The sequence below is a fragment of the Marinicella sediminis genome, from assembly GCF_002000055.1.
GTDB classification, from domain to species: Bacteria; Pseudomonadota; Gammaproteobacteria; order Xanthomonadales; family Marinicellaceae; genus Marinicella; species Marinicella sediminis.
The window spans coordinates 27,407-42,270 of the sequence record NZ_MVBD01000012.1 but is presented as its reverse complement, the minus strand read 5'-3'; the positions used below and the strand labels follow the sequence as shown (position 1 = coordinate 42,270).

Genomic DNA, 14,864 nt, shown 5'->3' with positions numbered 1-14,864 from the left:
AAGCATGTCAGCGGAGAACCTTATGAGCCACGCGGAGACCATGAGTAAAAACAATTCCAACAAAGGCTTGATCAGGCCCTTCCTCAAAAAGCAGGTCATCAGACAGTTAGCGCTATTAACCGATGCCTGTCTGACCCTGAAATTGTCAGAGCAAACCCTGACACTGGGTGATGCAGATGCAGATTTGCGAGCCACCATTGAAGTTTACAATGAGGATTTTTTTTCTCACGTGGCTTTTCAGGGAAGTGTGGGAGCAGCTGAGTCCTATATGGCCGGAGACTGGGAAACGGATGACCTGACAGCCTTGATACAACTGTTCGTGCGAAACAGGGATTTACTGGACAACATGGAAGGTGGCAGCGCCAGAATCAAGAATGCCATGTTAAAAGTGGGGCATTTCTTTAATAAAAACACCCTCAGTGGCAGTCGCAAGAACATCGCCGGGCATTATGACCTGGGCAATGATCTTTTTGAATTGTTTCTGGACTCACGAATGATGTATTCTTCGGCAATATACGCCAGTCATGATGATGACCTGGAAACCGCCAGTGAACGAAAGTTGAGGGTGATTTGCGAAAAGTTACAATTGACCCGCGATGACCATGTGATAGAAATCGGTACAGGTTGGGGTGGTTTTGCCATATATGCCGCTCAGCACCATGGTTGCCGGGTGACCACTACCACAATTTCAGATGAACAACACGCCTATGCGGCAGCCAAAATCAAAGAACTTCAGCTGGAAAATCAAATCACATTGCTGAAGAAAGATTATCGCGAGCTGACCGGCACATTCGACAAACTGGTGTCCATTGAGATGATTGAAGCCGTTGGGCATCACTTTCTGCAGACTTACCTTGAAAAGTGTAACGCTTTGTTGAAGCCAGATGGGCTGGCCTTGATACAGGCCATCACCATTGAAGACTGTCGCTATCAACAAGCCTTGAAGTCGGTGGATTTCATCAAAAAGTACATATTTCCGGGTAGTTTTATACCTTCGGTTGGTGCGATCTTGTCGGCCAATGCCAGCAGTACTGACATGAAGCTGGTTAATCTTGAAGATTTTGGTGATTCTTATGCCTTGACTTTGCGTGACTGGCAAACCAGGTTCAATGACAACATTGAGCAGGTTGAAGCCTGCGGATATGACCGCACTTTCCAACGCATGTGGCGATTTTACCTGAGTTATTGTGAAGGTGGCTTTTGGGAGCGTGCCATCAGTGACGTACATTTGTTATTTGCCCGCCCGGGTAATCGTCGTGATTCGATACAGGCGTTTCAGTGATGGTTGTGGCGCAAATCATATTATTAAACCTGTTGTGGTTTGCCAGTGTATTGGGTGCCGCCAATGCGCTGCTTCTGCCGGCCATACTCAGTCTGTTTTTATTACTCGCGGTGGTCTTTGTCTATCAGGGTTTTGATCGAAAAGACTGTAAGGTCATCCTCATCAGCCTGCTGTGCGGATTGCTGATTGATGGTTTTTTGAACAGCACAGGCTGGTTGGTTTATGCAGCGCAAATGCATGACCTCAGGTATTTGCCGCCCTTTTGGATCATGATGCTGTGGTTGGGTTTTGCTGCCACCATCAGGACGGGTATGAACTGGATGCTAAAAAGCCCCGCCTTGGGAGCTGTCTTTATGCTCATTGGTGCGCCTTTGAGTTACTATTCTGCTTCCAGACTGGGCGCCGTAGAATTGTTGCAACCCTGGCCTGTCATGATCACCATTGGCCTGACCTGGCTGGTATATTTCCTGATCCTCACCCAAATCCACAACCAGCCGGAGGGTCGTGATGTCTTGGTTTGAACAACCCCTGTTGCTGGCCACATTGATGTGTTTGGCTTTGCAGCTGATTGCCTGGTTTCGGCAATATCAAACCCATAATGCCGATGTGGTAGACATTGCCTGGACCCTGGGAATCGTCATGTGTGCATTGCTCTACCTGTGGCTGACACCCGTAGACACACTGACACTGGTGGCGGTGTTGTTGTTTCCTGTGATCTGGTATGGCCGTCTGCTGCTGCATCTGATCATGCGCTATGATGTGGATCATGAAGACAGTCGATATCAATACCTAAGGGCACACTGGTCTGCACACACACAGCAAAAATTCCTGGGTTTTTTTCTGTTTCAGGCCGGCTTGTCGGTGTTGTTTTCTTTGCCCGCTTACTGGGTGATAACCGCTGCTGATCTGTCATTGGGGGCTTTGTTACTGGCATTGGTGTGGGGGGGATTGTCCTTCATTGGAGTCACACTTGCCGATCATCAATTGTACCGATTTAAGAAAACCCATGATTCCAGTGAAGTATGCAACGTTGGGCTGTGGCGCTACTCCCGTCACCCGAATTACTTTTTTGAGTGGATACACTGGTTGGTGTATCCCATTTTATTGTGGAACACCGACTATTTTATCTGGTCGTGGTTCATTGTTGGCATGATGCTGCTGTTCCTGCTGAAGCTCACAGGCATTCCTTTTTCTGAGCAGCAGGCACTGCTGAAACGAGGTGATGCATACCGGGCATACATGAAAAAAACCAGCCAATTTATTATATGGAGAACAAAAGATGATTAAAGCCATGATCCAATGGGTCGAGAAAGGATACTTGCCGGATGCCGTGGTACGTGCTGGCATCAGAAAGCTGGTCAGGCAGCGGTTGAAGGAAGAGTGCGCCGATGATGTTGAAAAACAAGATCTGAAATACCACCAATTCCTGCAGGAAATCAAATCATCAGCTTTGGCCATAGAAACGGATAAAGCCAATGAACAGCACTATGAGGTTGACGCTGATTTTTATCAGTATGCCCTGGGTGCCCGGCGTAAATACTCCTCTTGTTTTTACCAGGGCAATGAATCATTGGACGAAGCCGAAGAAAACATGTTGGCACTTTATGTTGAACGCGGTGAATTTGTTGACGGGCAGGATATTTTGGAACTGGGCTGTGGCTGGGGATCCATCACCTTGTATTTGGCTGAGCAATTTCCCGGTTCCCGCATCACCGGAGTATCCAATTCGAACTCGCAACGGCGTTATATCATGGGGCAGGCCAAAGAACGTGGGTTAGACAATGTGCACATCCTCACCTGTGACATCAATGAACTGCTCCTCAATGAGCAGTACGATCGGGTCATCAGTATTGAAATGTTTGAACATGTGCGTAATTACGAGAATCTGTTTAATAACATTGCTGACTGGCTAAAGGACGATGGTAAAATGTTTGTACATGTGTTTTGTCATCGATATCTGATGTATCCATTTTTAGCAGAAGGTGATGATAATTGGATGGGGCGATACTTTTTCAGCGGAGGTCAAATGCCTGCCGCAGACACCTTTTATCATTTTCAACAGCGTTTGAAAATTGAACGCAGGTGGCTCAATTCTGGTCAGCACTATGAAAAAACATCCAATCATTGGTTGGAGAACATGGACCGCCATAAAGCCAATATCATGCCGGTCTTTGAACGGGTTTATGGAGCTGAGGCCAGATTATGGTTTCAACGCTGGCGAATCTTTTTCATGTCCTGTGCTGAGCTGTTCGGATATGATCAGGGTCAGCAATGGTTGGTTGCTCATTATCTGTTCAGTAAACAATGATTAAATCTGGCAAAATCAAAGCCGGTAAAGGCAGTATGATCAGCCGGCTGAATAAAGTGTTTATTATTCAGCTGGTTTTTATCAGCATCGCCACAGTGGGCGGGGTCATTGGGGCGGCTAAAGTGGTAGAAGATGTGTTGATCAAAGAGGCTTTGATCGGCGAAGCGGAGTTTTACTGGTCGCACAAAGCCAAAGATGCGGCTTTTCCTTTGCCAAAAACCATGAATCTGACCGGCTACATGGTTACCGATGGAGATTATTCACAGGTGCCTGAGGTATTGCGTTCAGTGGAAAAGCCCTACCAAAGGATTGATTTGAATAACAAAAGACCAATCGTTTATGAAACCCGAAAAGACAATCACCAGTTGTTTTTGATTTTTGAAGAAGCTCAGGTTTCAAAACTGGCACTGTATTTCGGCATCACACCACTGATCATCGTATTGTTGATTGTTTATTTACCGGCATTTGTGTCTTACGTGTTCTCAAAACGGGCGTTTTCACCTGTGTTGCAGTTGGTCAACCGGCTGGAACATGCCAAAATCTCTAAATCCGGTCTGGACGATATGAAATTCGACGACATCAAGCAGATTGGAAATGTGGATGTGAATACCCTGATTGATTCCTTTGAGGCCTTTTCCAAACGAATTTCACAAATGATCAACCGCGAACGTAACTTTTCCCGCTACGCATCACATGAATTGCGTACGCCACTGACGGTGTTGCGTGGTTCCATGTCTTTGCTGAAGCGCCAGGATCTGGATGAGAAAAGTGCACAATTGGTTAATCGGATGCAACCAATGATCGAAGAGATGCAGGCTTTGATCGAGGCTTTGCTGATGATGTCACGTGATGAGGTGATTGATATATCGGATGAACCGGTACTGATCAATGATCTGTTAAAATCGACCGTGGAAGACACCATCGCGTTGTTTTGTCCAAGAGAAATTGGGCTTAACTGGAAACCGGAACACTTGATACAGGGGCATTTGCCTGAACAATTATTTTCCATTGTGGTCAGCAATCTGGTCAGAAATGCGGTGATTTACTCAGCAGATCCGGCAGAAATCACTGTGCGTATCAATGGTCGCAACATCATCATTGAGGATAACGGCCGGGGAATGTCCAGAGAACAGTTGGATCGCATCATGGAACCATTCTACCGTGCCGATGAACATGGCAGTGAAAAAGGCTTTGGATTGGGCTTATCCATCGTAGACATGGTTTGTAAACAGTGTGGCTGGGAAATTCGTTTTGAAAGCGTGCTAAAACAGGGCACCCGTGCCATACTTACTTTAGAAGACATCGACATATTGGCGTCAGCCAGGAAGGAACAATTATGAACAGCATCAGTGTACTCATCGTAGAAGATCATCACGCCTTGGCACAGACCATTGCAGATCACCTGGAAATGGCAGATTTTACCGTTGATTTTGCGGCAGATGGCATCACCGGTCTGCATTTGGCGGTAACCAATACCTATGACGCCATCATTCTGGATGTCATGCTGCCGGGTATCGATGGATTTGAAATATGTGAAAAAATTCGGAAGGAAGCCAAGTCTGATGTACCCATCATCATGCTGACAGCCCGTGATCAGATCGCCGATAAACTCAAAGGATTTGACAATGGTGCAGATGATTACCTGGCCAAACCCTTCAATCCGGATGAGTTGGTGGCTCGCTTACAGTCGATGGTCAGGCGGCATCGGGGTGAGTTTGATTCCAAAGCATTGAAAGTCGGTGATTTGGTGTTTGATTTGGGTACCATGGAAGTTGTTCGCGGTAATCAAAAGCTGAAAGTATCACCCACTGGGTTGCAAATACTCAAAGTGTTGATGAAAAAGTCTCCGGAAATTGTTACCAAGGATCAACTTGCACAACAATTGTGGGGAGATCTGATTCCTGACTCAGATGTCTTGCGAAGCCATTTGTATATCCTGCGTAAAACCATCGATAAACCCTTCGATAACCAATTGTTGCATACCATTCCTGGTGTCGGCCTGAAAATAGCTGAAACTGAATGAGACTCAGCTCGATGTTGAATTGATGAAGCTCATTGGGTGGGGCAATTCCTGCTGTTCATCCAGTTGTCTTAAAGCCTGAAACAACTTTTTTCTGGTGGCCGTGTCATTGGGTTTTTTTCGTAAGTTGCGCAGGCATTGTCTGAATGTACTGATCAGGTCATGATCATGATGCAAAAAAAGCTGATCAACCATTGCTGACTCGTCCTCGTTAACCCGATCAATCCATGCGTTGATGACTTCATCGCGGATTTGGTAATGGCCATCCAGGTCATTGAGTTGGTTCAGTTTCTCCTGGATTGCCACATGATCCAGTTTGATCAGTAGCTTGCCCATGAATTGATAATGACGCTTTTTGGCAATGTGACTGGTGATTTTGTGGGCCGTTTGTATGGCGTCCTGAAAAGCTTCTGGCAAATCCAGTTTTTGCTGTTTGCTTTTTGGCATTTCGGTGATCATTCTGGCCAGCTCACGAAACTCAGCGGCCATTCTTTTTTTCTGGGTTTTGCTGACTTCTTCCGAATCGCTGTGGAAGTCGGTGATGTCTGCTGGTGGATTTTTTTTGGCCATGAGAATTGGGCTGTGTCATTGGATGTGGATGAATCTTACCAAATCAGGCTTTGGTAAGACCAGTCAATTCCATCATATGGCTACAGAAGTGCAAAAAAATTCAGCCTCAATCACCTGACATCAATACCCATTATGGATCAAATCAAGTAAACTGTCTGCTGAATTTCAGATTACCCCAAAGCTCCGGAAAATACGCATATGTCAACACAAAAACTGGTTGAAAAAATCCTCGAACAACTGGCCGCACAAGGTGCAACTGAGGCGGAAGTCATTTATTCAGAAGGCTCTGGCGTTTCCGTCACCGGTCGAGCCTCAGATGTGGAGACCATTGAAAACAATCAGGATAAGTCTTTGGTGATCACGGTCTATAAAAATCATGCGAAAGGTACCGCTTCAACAGCGGTGGTCAATCAGGACAACATCAACCTGACCATGGAAAAGGCGCTGGCAATTGCCGGAATGACAGAACCGGATGAAGCTGCAGGATTGGCCGATCCTGAATTACTTGCCAAAGAATTCAGGGCGCTTGAAACCTGGTATGACAACCACAAGCCCATTGATGATTTGATGGAAATGGTGCTCAAAGCAGAAGCAGCAGCTGTTGATTATGCCAACCAGCAAGGTCGCCAAATCACCATCGATGACGCCTCAGTGCAAATGGGTGAAGGTTATTCAGTATATGCCAACTCCAATGGATTTTATGGAGAAAAAAGGGGCAGTAATGTGTCTGCCAGTGTGGTCGCCATCGCTGAACATGAGGGTCAGATGGAGCGTGAATATTGGTGGGATGCCAAACGACGTATTCAGGACCTTGAGGCGGTTGAGCAGATTGGCATCAAAGCAGCTCAAAGGACCCTGCAAAGGGCCGGTTCCAGGAAAATTAAATCCTGTAAGGCGCCGGTGTTATTCGACCCTTCATGTGCCAAGACTTTGATCGGTCACATGACTTCAGCAATCAGTGGCAGTTCGCTGTATCAGGAAGCGAGTTTTTTGAAAAACGATTTGCACAACCAGTTATTTCCAGAATGGTTTAGCTTGTATGAAGACCCCTTTATCACAGGTGGATTTGCCAGTCGGAATTTTGACAGTAATGGGGTGCAAACTCATCAGCGCCACATCATCGAACAGGGCTTGTTGAATGGTTTTTTGTTATCGGTTTATTCAGCCAGAAGATTGGGGCTGACCACTACTGGGAATGCCGGTGGAGCGCATAACCTGGAAGTGCAAAGCCAGCAACCGTTGGCGAAGGACCTGATTAAAACCATGGATCGTGGCTTGCTGGTCACCTCAATGATGGGCCAGGGGGTCAATCCGGTGACTGGTGATTATTCCCGTGGTGCATCGGGGTTTTGGGTAGAGCACGGTGAAATTCAGTTTCCGGTATCTGAGTTGACCATAGCCGGCAACCTGAAACAGATGTTCAGAGATCTGCAGGCGGTGGGCGATGATGTGGACCGTCGCAGCAAAACCGCGACTGGTTCCTGGTTAATTGGCGAAATGACCATCGCCGGCGATTGATGAAGCCATCAGCTGCACAGGCATTTACATTCAAGGACTGGCAGTTTAACGTTGCCAGTGGTGAACTGTGCTTGCATTATCAGGATGCCCAATTTGGGCCCTTTACTGAACGGCTGATTTTTCCACAAGTAACACAGCAACGGGTTGACGCCCTGGGTCAACAACTGCAAAAGGCGATTGATTGCCTGCACTGGATGGCTGGGGTCAGTTACTACAAAACGTCATTGGCCAGGCGAATCAACTTCACTGGAGTCCGGCCTGACCTGGCACAGGCTCGTTGGCTGGAACAAACCTGGCAGGCGGGGCTGGCTGAACTGGCTCATACCAACCAATTGGGTTGGCTGGGTGATATTCGCTTCAACGGCGAGTTCGCCGAACCGCTTGCCCGCTCTTTGGAGTTGGCACCGCGTTCATTGGTGGCCATCGGTGGTGGAAAAGATTCCCTGGTGAGTATTGAACACCTGAAAACAGTCGGTGAATCGTTTCAATTGTTTGTTGTTGGTCAATCTGCTTTTATTGAAGAAGTGGCCGCAACCACAGGTCAACCCCTGTACCGGGTTGAACGGTATCTGGACCCCAGACTTGGTGAAGCCAATGATCAAGGCGCGTACAATGGTCATGTTCCGGTTACCGCGATCAATGGCTGTGTCGCGGTGGTGGCGGCCTTGCTCGGAGATTTTGATGCGGTTGTGTTCTCCAATGAGCGATCTGCAGATGAGGGCAACCTTCGGGCTGAGAATGGCCAGTGGGTGAATCATCAGTATTCCAAATCATTTGCCTATGAAATCAGCTGGCAAAACATTGTGCAGACATCCCTGGCGTCTGATCTGCGGTGTTTCTCATTGCTCAGACCATTTTCCGAGCTGGCAATTGTGAAACAATTTGCCCGATATCCCCGGTATTTTCCAGTGTTCTCCAGCTGTAATCGAAATTTCCACCTGGCCGGTTCTCAGAACCAAGGACATCACTGGTGTGGCTCCTGTCCCAAATGTGCCTTTGTGTTTCTCGCCCTGGCTCCATTCATCAGTCAACAAGAGTTATTGGGTATTTTTCAACGCAATTTGCTCGAAGATGAAGCGCTGAATGAATTGTATGCTGCATTATTGGATTTGGCAGGTATCAAACCATTTGAATGTGTGGGTGAGGCCAGGGAATGCCGGGTTGCCATGCATTTACTGGCCAGCCATCCGGACTGGCAAGCTCATCCCCGTGTGCGCGACTGGCTCATACAAATTGGAAACGTCCCAGAACATTGGCAGCAGGCTTTGATGCAAGTCAGTGAGCGTCATCAGATTCCAGCCAGGCGCGGATTTCGTGAGGTCCTGAAACATGCTGTTGACTGAACTCAAACAACAACGGGTTGCCGTTTGGGGTTATGGGGTGGAAGGTCGAGCCACAGCTGCATACTTGCATCAGCGATTGCCGGGTTGGTCGTTTGTGGTGCTCTGTCAGCCACACGAAACCGATCAGCATCACCAGGAATATGTCACCGATGAGGTGACAAACAATGTGCTCAACCAATTTGATGTGGTGATTAAGTCTCCAGGTATATCGCCTTACACAACACCGGCCAGCAAAGCCAGTTGCCGGTTATTGAGCAGTTCAGCGCTGTGGTTTGCCAATGAGCGTCACGGTCAGGTGGTGGCCATTACCGGAACCAAAGGAAAAAGCACCGTGTCTGCCATGGTAACTCACGTGCTAACCAGCCTGGGGCACCGGGTTGTCCTGGCGGGAAATTTTGGTCGTCCACTGATCAGCTGTCTCGATGATGATGCATTTGTGATTCTTGAAACTTCCAGTTACCAGTCACAGGATGGCAGTATACAGGCTGATCTGGCGGTGTTGCTGAACCTGTATAGTGAACACTTGAACTGGCACCTTGATGAAGCCACTTATCACCGCGATAAATGGCGTTTGCTTGAACAGGCTGATGAGGTGGTGCTCAATGCGCGTGATCTCAATAGTCTGGCCTGGCTCAAGCAAAGTCCCCTTACGGCTGCTGTCAGCTGGTTCAATGACCAGCACGGTTTTTATGAGCTTGATGGCAACCTGATGTATCAGGACAAAGCATTGATGAGCCCTTTCGGATGGGCATTGAAAGGCCGGCATAACATGGTCAATGCCGCTGCGGCCTGTCAGATACTGAGTCGTTTGGGGATGGACATCATGCCGGTACTCAACGCCATCAAACAGTTTCAACCACTGCCTCATCGGTTGCAAACCGTCTGGCAGGCAGCAGGCGTCAGCTACATTGATGACAGCATCGCTTCGACGCCCAAGGCGACCATTGCTGCATTGAGCACCACCAATCCTGAGCGAACAGTCTTGTTGGTGGGTGGTTTTGACCGTGGTTTAAGTTGGGATGAATTTGTGCATGAGGTTTCTCCCAGGCCACCCAAGGCCATCATTTGCAGTGGCGAAAATGGTGAAAAAATTGCCCGTGTGATCTTGAATCATGGCATAAAAACACAATGTATATATAAACCAAATCTGCAGGATGCGGTCAAATTGGCCAGGCAGATGGTGCGTTCAGGTGATGTGGTGTTGCTGTCACCCGGGGCGCCCAGTTTTGATGCTTTTGATGATTACCAACACCGTGGAAGGATGTTCTTACAATGGGTAAAATAACGCTGCTGATTTCTGTGTTTTGGCTATCGGCTCTGACGGCAGAAGAAACCAAAATACCTGATGCACTGATCAGCCAGGTTGAAGCCGGACATGCAGAAAGTGCATTTTTTATTGGCACGGCTTTTGCCGATGGTGCCATGGGCATTGAACGTAACCTCGACAAAGCCAAAGAGTGGTTTTTGAAGTCAGCAGAGATGGGCTATGTTCATGGGATGTATGAAGTGGGCAAACTGTTGTTCAGTGAGTCGCTGTATGATGAAGCACGAAACTGGTTTCAGCAAGCAGCTGAGCAGGGTCATGGTGCCTCGTATTACCGCCTTTCCTTGTACCCTATTTACGAATTAGACAACGAGGTATTCGATTGTCAAAAAGCTTACGGTTTACTCAGGGAGGCCCAGTTAAGAGATGTCAAAGCGGCATTCAATGACCATGCCTGGATGCTGTCTACCTTGCCAGACAAGTCATGCCGAAACGGGCAGATTGCCTGGAAAACTTTTGCTGAGCTACAGACCCTCTATGGTTCATCTGAACCCATTCCCTGGGCCTATCTGGATACCAAAGCTGCGGTGTTTGCAGAAATTGCAGAATACAACGAAGCCATTGAAGTGCAATCATGGATTGTTGAAGATTTTTGTCAGGTGGATTTTGATGCCGAAGAAAACCAGTTCAGCGAATCGTTGAGTCAACTCACCAAACAATACACTCAGCAGGATGATGAACTGTGTTTGGGGGCCATCCGACGGTTGCAATCTTATGTAAATCGCCAACCTTGGCGTGAAAAACCTCAATTTTGAAGACCATGACTGAAACACAAGACGACACCCTGAATACCAGGGAACACTATGAACGGGAAGCTGCTCAAATCAGTTTTCTTGAATTGCAAAAACATTTTGCCAAAGGCATACTGATAGAGGTGAGTTCTGATTTGAATCTGATTGATGTGGCCATGGCCATGCACCGGGATGATGTTTCGGTCATAGAGCAATGGATGAACAATCAACAGTTGGTCCGGGCGCACGATGAACATGCCAGTAAGTGGCATGCTGAACAAACCAGATTAATGGCCGTGACCGTTGCTCCTTGGGTATTGGTCCAGGAGCCCAACCGGAGTTAACCATGGATACGATGATTTATATATTGGCTGCTGGTGTCATCGGCTTGTTGTTAGGCATGACCATCATGTACGTGCTCCAGCGTCAGGGTCAGGATAACAATCAAACGAAGGCAGTGGAAAAGCAATTGGAAAATTACCAACAGGAAGTGGAACAGCATTTTGCCAAAACAGCTGACCTGATCGATAACCTCACACATTCCTATCAGGAAGTATTTCAGCATTTGTCCGATTCTGCAGAACAGCTGATGACCGAGGAGCAAATCAAGAATCAGTTGATTAACCGGAAATCAAGAGAAGTGACCATCAAGTATCTGAAGAGCCAGGATGAGGCACCCCAAAACCCTGCTGAAGAGTGATCTTGCAACAGGGCCTTTGCGGGAGTGAACTTACTTCAGTTTGATTTCCTGGCGGTTCTTTTCTACGGTTTTAAGACCGATGCCTTTGACTTCTGTCAGTTGTTCTTTGGTTTTGAAAGGGCCGTTTTTCTCCCGGTAAGCCACAATCGCAGTGGCTTTTGATAAACCAATGCCTTTCAGCTCAGCCGCAATGGTTGCTGCATCAGCCTGATTGACATTGACTGCAGCCCAGGCACTTTGTGCCATCAGGGTGGTAAGTAAGATCAGTTTTTTGAAATGATTCATGGTGTTTCTCCTTTTAGTTTTATTGAATACAGCTGAGGCCCTCATGAGCGTCAACCTGTTTCCAGTCTAGGTGTTTGCCTGGTTTGGGAAAATCAGGGTTTTCTGAGAAGTGGTTCAATGAAATGCCCATTGCGGGTAAAGAATTTTTTTTGGTAGTAGGAAATTCTGCATAAATACCCCTATAATCAGATTGATTTATGCAGATATCCACTATGTACCGTTGTTCTATACTGATTTTCCTGTTGTTCAGCAGCCTTGTGCTGAACGCCGGTTCGGGCACCATTGAATTCACTCCTCACGGGACGCAACCCGGACTGGCTTATTCGATGGGTGGCTCCAATAATTGTTCCGGATGCCACAAGGGTGGTAGCGTCACCGATGACCCCATCAATATGCCTTACAGTACCTGGGTGGGCTCGATGAAAGCCAATGCCACCAGGGATCCTTTGTTTTGGGCTGCCCTGGATGTGGCCAACAACGACCTGCCAGGGGTGGGGGATTTTTGTTTGAAATGTCACAGCCCTTTGGGTTGGTACAATGGCCGGGTTGCCAAGCCTGTTACACCAGGAGATCCACCGGTTGATGGTGTCAATGGTTGTGAGCTGGCTGCAGATTACACGGATGTGCACAGTCAACATAATGATTTTGATGGAGTGACCTGTGAGTTTTGTCACCGGATGGATCAGACTGGTCCCGGTGGAGAAGCTCAGATCATTCAAAATGGCAGTGTCTGGATAGATGATGAGGCCTGTCCCACCGATTCCATTCCCTGTCGTAAAGGACCTTATTCAGCTGAGGATTACAATGACGGCGGTTCCACCCCGTTTCATGGATGGGAATATTCCAGTTTCATTCAATCTGCAGAATTCTGTGGTTCCTGCCACAATGTCTCGTCACCGGATTATGAACAAAATGGTGTGGTCCAGCCCTTTAAAACACTGGTGTTAAGTGATGGCACTGCAACCAGTCTGGCCATGCCGGTGGAGCGAACCTATTCAGAATGGCAAAATTCTTACTTTGCCGATTTAATATACCGGGACGGTATGGGCGACATAAGCAGTGACCTGCCGGCCCTGGTGACTGGTGCGAATTGTCAAACCTGTCACATGCCGCAATCTGAAAGCATCGAAGCGCGTGCTTGTGTGTTTGATAACCTCAATGGTATGGGTGAAGGCCGCAGAATGGGTAATTTGCCTACCCATCAGTTTGCCGGTGGTAACAGCTGGATTCCGCAAGTGCTCAAAGGCTTGTATGGCGCTGATCTTGAAGCCAGCGATACTGGCCGGCTGACCGCTTTTGACCTGACCACGTCCTATGCGCTGGACATGTTGCAAAATCAAAGCGCACTACTGGATGCCTCGGTGAATTCCGTGACCTCAGAGGAGCTGTCACTGGCAATCACAGTGACCAACCTGACCGGGCACAAATTGCCCACAGGTTACCCGGAGGGCAGGCGGATGTGGTTACAGGTTGTGGTGCGGGACGCAAGTAATGCAATCATTTGGGAAAGCGGGGCTTATGATGAAATGACCGGGGTGCTCACTGAGGATGCCCAGGTCAAGGTTTATGAGTCATTGCAGGGTATCTGGAATCCAGCCGCCAATGGCGGTGATGGGGCCTGTGAAATCACCGATGGTGATGGTGACAAGATGTTTCATTTTGCCCTCAACGATTGTGTGGCCAAGGATAACCGCATTCCACCGTTGGGTTTCAGGTCGGCAACTGATCCTGAGATGATGCCAGTGGGTATTACTTATCCGGCGCGCCCGGGTCATCCGGGAGAAGTGGTGAATTATGATGTCACCAACTATTTGGTCCCGGTGAGTGGCCAAACCGGTCCCTTCAGTGTAGAGGCTACCCTCAAATATCAGATTGCGAGTAAAGAATACATTGATTTTTTGGATAAAGAAGCCACCAATTATGCTTTTCCAACCGAAAATCAGATGTGCGACCGAACCTGGACAGAAGGCCCTGCTGACCAATCAAGGGGGGCTTTCATGAAATCCCTTTGGCAAAATTACGGTCGCTCAGCGCCGGTTGACATGGTGATGGATTTTATCGGTGGCATCAACCCATGACTCAATAAAACATATCATCATTAACGAAGGAGGACACTATGGAAGAAGGGCTGTTAAAAAACACCGGGAAACCAATTAAACACTGGGTCGACGTGGTTAAAAAAAGTGGCCATGAAAAACACCAGGCCATCATCGCTTTTTTGAAAACTGAACATGGCTTCACTTATGGCTTTGCGAATTTTGTGGCGCACAAAGCCAGGCAATCAGATGCTGCATCCACGGATGATGAAACATTGTTGCAGGAACAATACCGTGGCAAAGAAGCTTTGTGGCCGGTCTATGAATTGTTATCCGAAAAGGTTGCCTCACTGGGTGATGACATCACTGTAACACCCAAAAAAGCAGCGGTCAGCTTCATCAGAAAACACCAGTTTGTGCTGATCAAGCCAGCCACCAAAAAACGCATTGATCTGGGCTTGAAATTGAAGGGTGTTCCGACCACTGAGCGATTGGAAGTTTCAGGCCCATTCGGCACCATGTGTACACATCGTGTGCAAATCACCGATTTGGCAGACGTAGATGAACAATTACTGGCCTGGATTAAACAAGCTTATGAAGCTTCGGTATAAGGATTAATCTGAGAATTGGTGGACACGACTGGGATTGAACCAGTGACCCCTTCGATGTCAACGAAGTGCTCTCCCGCTGAGCTACGCGTCCACTACATTGGATGATGTATCAAAAAACAAAGCCCGGTGATGGGCT

The 14,864-nt window shown here is 47.8% G+C and carries 16 protein-coding genes and 1 tRNA gene; 14 read left to right on the top strand and 3 right to left on the bottom strand.

The window, feature by feature from the left end; genetic code table 11:
• Positions 1–4 precede the first annotated feature (4 nt).
• The 6 genes from B0475_RS14605 to B0475_RS14580 are packed head-to-tail and all read left to right on the top strand — an operon-like array spanning position 5 to position 5,613.
• Positions 5–1,282 (top strand): class I SAM-dependent methyltransferase, encoded by a 1,278-nt coding sequence (locus B0475_RS14605; protein ID WP_449288553.1) that lies wholly within the window; start codon positions 5–7, stop codon positions 1,280–1,282.
• A 5-nt stretch (positions 1,283–1,287) separates the two neighbouring features.
• The gene (locus tag B0475_RS14600) at positions 1,288–1,803 is read left to right on the top strand and encodes a DUF2878 domain-containing protein (RefSeq protein ID WP_198538311.1); all 516 of its coding nucleotides are present in this window, start codon (positions 1,288–1,290) and stop codon (positions 1,801–1,803) included.
• Positions 1,790–2,569 carry a DUF1295 domain-containing protein gene (locus tag B0475_RS14595; RefSeq protein WP_077412624.1) on the top strand — a complete coding sequence of 260 codons (780 nt, stop codon included), beginning with the start codon at positions 1,790–1,792 and terminating at the stop codon, positions 2,567–2,569. Before B0475_RS14600 ends, B0475_RS14595 begins: the two co-directional genes overlap by 14 nt.
• On the top strand, positions 2,562–3,590 hold the full coding sequence (locus tag B0475_RS14590) for an SAM-dependent methyltransferase (protein ID WP_077412623.1): 1,029 nt from the start codon (positions 2,562–2,564) through the stop codon (positions 3,588–3,590). Before B0475_RS14595 ends, B0475_RS14590 begins: the two co-directional genes overlap by 8 nt.
• Positions 3,587–4,930: a sensor histidine kinase gene (locus B0475_RS14585; protein ID WP_077412622.1), complete on the top strand. Its 1,344-nt coding sequence runs from the start codon at positions 3,587–3,589 to the stop codon at positions 4,928–4,930. The genes B0475_RS14590 and B0475_RS14585 overlap by 4 nt, the downstream gene beginning before the upstream one ends.
• Positions 4,927–5,613, top strand: coding sequence for a response regulator transcription factor (locus tag B0475_RS14580; protein WP_077412621.1), 687 nt, complete (start codon positions 4,927–4,929; stop codon positions 5,611–5,613). Before B0475_RS14585 ends, B0475_RS14580 begins: the two co-directional genes overlap by 4 nt.
• Positions 5,614–5,616: 3 nt before the next feature.
• On the opposite strand, the gene yjgA is transcribed toward B0475_RS14580, so the two are convergent.
• On the bottom strand, positions 5,617–6,180 hold the full coding sequence (gene yjgA, locus B0475_RS14575) for a ribosome biogenesis factor YjgA (protein ID WP_077412620.1): 564 nt from the start codon (positions 6,178–6,180) through the stop codon (positions 5,617–5,619).
• 198 nt (positions 6,181–6,378) lie between these two features.
• Between yjgA and pmbA the strand changes: the two genes are divergently transcribed.
• From pmbA to B0475_RS14545, 6 genes are read left to right on the top strand one after another with little or no spacing between them, the layout of a single operon-like run.
• Positions 6,379–7,698 carry a metalloprotease PmbA gene (gene pmbA, locus B0475_RS14570; protein ID WP_077412619.1) on the top strand — a complete coding sequence of 440 codons (1,320 nt, stop codon included), beginning with the start codon at positions 6,379–6,381 and terminating at the stop codon, positions 7,696–7,698.
• Positions 7,698–9,041, top strand: a complete 1,344-nt coding sequence (locus B0475_RS14565; RefSeq protein ID WP_077412618.1) for a hypothetical protein — start codon at positions 7,698–7,700, stop codon at positions 9,039–9,041. Before pmbA ends, B0475_RS14565 begins: the two co-directional genes overlap by 1 nt.
• Positions 9,028–10,326 carry a UDP-N-acetylmuramoyl-L-alanine--D-glutamate ligase gene (murD, locus tag B0475_RS14560; protein WP_077412617.1) on the top strand — a complete coding sequence of 433 codons (1,299 nt, stop codon included), beginning with the start codon at positions 9,028–9,030 and terminating at the stop codon, positions 10,324–10,326. Before B0475_RS14565 ends, murD begins: the two co-directional genes overlap by 14 nt.
• Complete coding sequence (locus B0475_RS14555; RefSeq protein ID WP_077412616.1) at positions 10,314–11,120, top strand: tetratricopeptide repeat protein; 807 nt, start codon at positions 10,314–10,316, stop codon at positions 11,118–11,120. Before murD ends, B0475_RS14555 begins: the two co-directional genes overlap by 13 nt.
• Positions 11,121–11,125: 5 nt before the next feature.
• On the top strand, positions 11,126–11,440 hold the full coding sequence (locus tag B0475_RS14550) for a DUF2288 family protein (RefSeq protein ID WP_077412615.1): 315 nt from the start codon (positions 11,126–11,128) through the stop codon (positions 11,438–11,440).
• Positions 11,441–11,442: 2 nt separating this feature from the next.
• Positions 11,443–11,796, top strand: a complete 354-nt coding sequence (locus B0475_RS14545; RefSeq protein ID WP_077412614.1) for a YhcB family protein — start codon at positions 11,443–11,445, stop codon at positions 11,794–11,796.
• 30 nt (positions 11,797–11,826) lie between these two features.
• Here the strand turns inward: B0475_RS14545 and B0475_RS14540 are convergent, their stop codons facing one another.
• Positions 11,827–12,081 (bottom strand): ComEA family DNA-binding protein, encoded by a 255-nt coding sequence (locus tag B0475_RS14540; protein WP_077412613.1) that lies wholly within the window; start codon positions 12,079–12,081, stop codon positions 11,827–11,829.
• Between the two features lie 197 nt (positions 12,082–12,278).
• On the opposite strand from B0475_RS14540, the gene B0475_RS14535 reads away from it, so the two are divergent.
• Both B0475_RS14535 and B0475_RS14530 read left to right on the top strand, forming a co-directional pair.
• Positions 12,279–14,159 carry a hypothetical protein gene (locus tag B0475_RS14535; RefSeq protein WP_157892991.1) on the top strand — a complete coding sequence of 627 codons (1,881 nt, stop codon included), beginning with the start codon at positions 12,279–12,281 and terminating at the stop codon, positions 14,157–14,159.
• Positions 14,160–14,197: 38 nt separating this feature from the next.
• The gene (locus B0475_RS14530) at positions 14,198–14,728 is read left to right on the top strand and encodes a DUF5655 domain-containing protein (RefSeq protein ID WP_077412611.1); all 531 of its coding nucleotides are present in this window, start codon (positions 14,198–14,200) and stop codon (positions 14,726–14,728) included.
• Positions 14,729–14,744: 16 nt separating this feature from the next.
• On the opposite strand, the gene B0475_RS14525 is transcribed toward B0475_RS14530, so the two are convergent.
• A tRNA-Val gene (locus B0475_RS14525) sits at positions 14,745–14,819 on the bottom strand.
• Positions 14,820–14,864: the final 45 nt, after the last annotated feature.

Coding starts and splice junctions, on each gene's coding strand:
- B0475_RS14605 (WP_449288553.1), top strand. CDS start 5: ATGTCAGCGGAGAACCTTATGAGCCACGCGGAGACCATGAGTAAAAAC.
- B0475_RS14595 (WP_077412624.1), top strand. CDS start 1,790: ATGTCTTGGTTTGAACAACCCCTGTTGCTGGCCACATTGATGTGTTTG.
- B0475_RS14590 (WP_077412623.1), top strand. CDS start 2,562: ATGATTAAAGCCATGATCCAATGGGTCGAGAAAGGATACTTGCCGGAT.
- B0475_RS14585 (WP_077412622.1), top strand. CDS start 3,587: ATGATTAAATCTGGCAAAATCAAAGCCGGTAAAGGCAGTATGATCAGC.
- B0475_RS14580 (WP_077412621.1), top strand. CDS start 4,927: ATGAACAGCATCAGTGTACTCATCGTAGAAGATCATCACGCCTTGGCA.
- yjgA (WP_077412620.1), bottom strand. CDS start 6,180: ATGGCCAAAAAAAATCCACCAGCAGACATCACCGACTTCCACAGCGAT.
- pmbA (WP_077412619.1), top strand. CDS start 6,379: ATGTCAACACAAAAACTGGTTGAAAAAATCCTCGAACAACTGGCCGCA.
- B0475_RS14565 (WP_077412618.1), top strand. CDS start 7,698: ATGAAGCCATCAGCTGCACAGGCATTTACATTCAAGGACTGGCAGTTT.
- murD (WP_077412617.1), top strand. CDS start 9,028: ATGCTGTTGACTGAACTCAAACAACAACGGGTTGCCGTTTGGGGTTAT.
- B0475_RS14555 (WP_077412616.1), top strand. CDS start 10,314: ATGGGTAAAATAACGCTGCTGATTTCTGTGTTTTGGCTATCGGCTCTG.
- B0475_RS14550 (WP_077412615.1), top strand. CDS start 11,126: ATGACTGAAACACAAGACGACACCCTGAATACCAGGGAACACTATGAA.
- B0475_RS14545 (WP_077412614.1), top strand. CDS start 11,443: ATGGATACGATGATTTATATATTGGCTGCTGGTGTCATCGGCTTGTTG.
- B0475_RS14540 (WP_077412613.1), bottom strand. CDS start 12,081: ATGAATCATTTCAAAAAACTGATCTTACTTACCACCCTGATGGCACAA.
- B0475_RS14535 (WP_157892991.1), top strand. CDS start 12,279: ATGCAGATATCCACTATGTACCGTTGTTCTATACTGATTTTCCTGTTG.
- B0475_RS14530 (WP_077412611.1), top strand. CDS start 14,198: ATGGAAGAAGGGCTGTTAAAAAACACCGGGAAACCAATTAAACACTGG.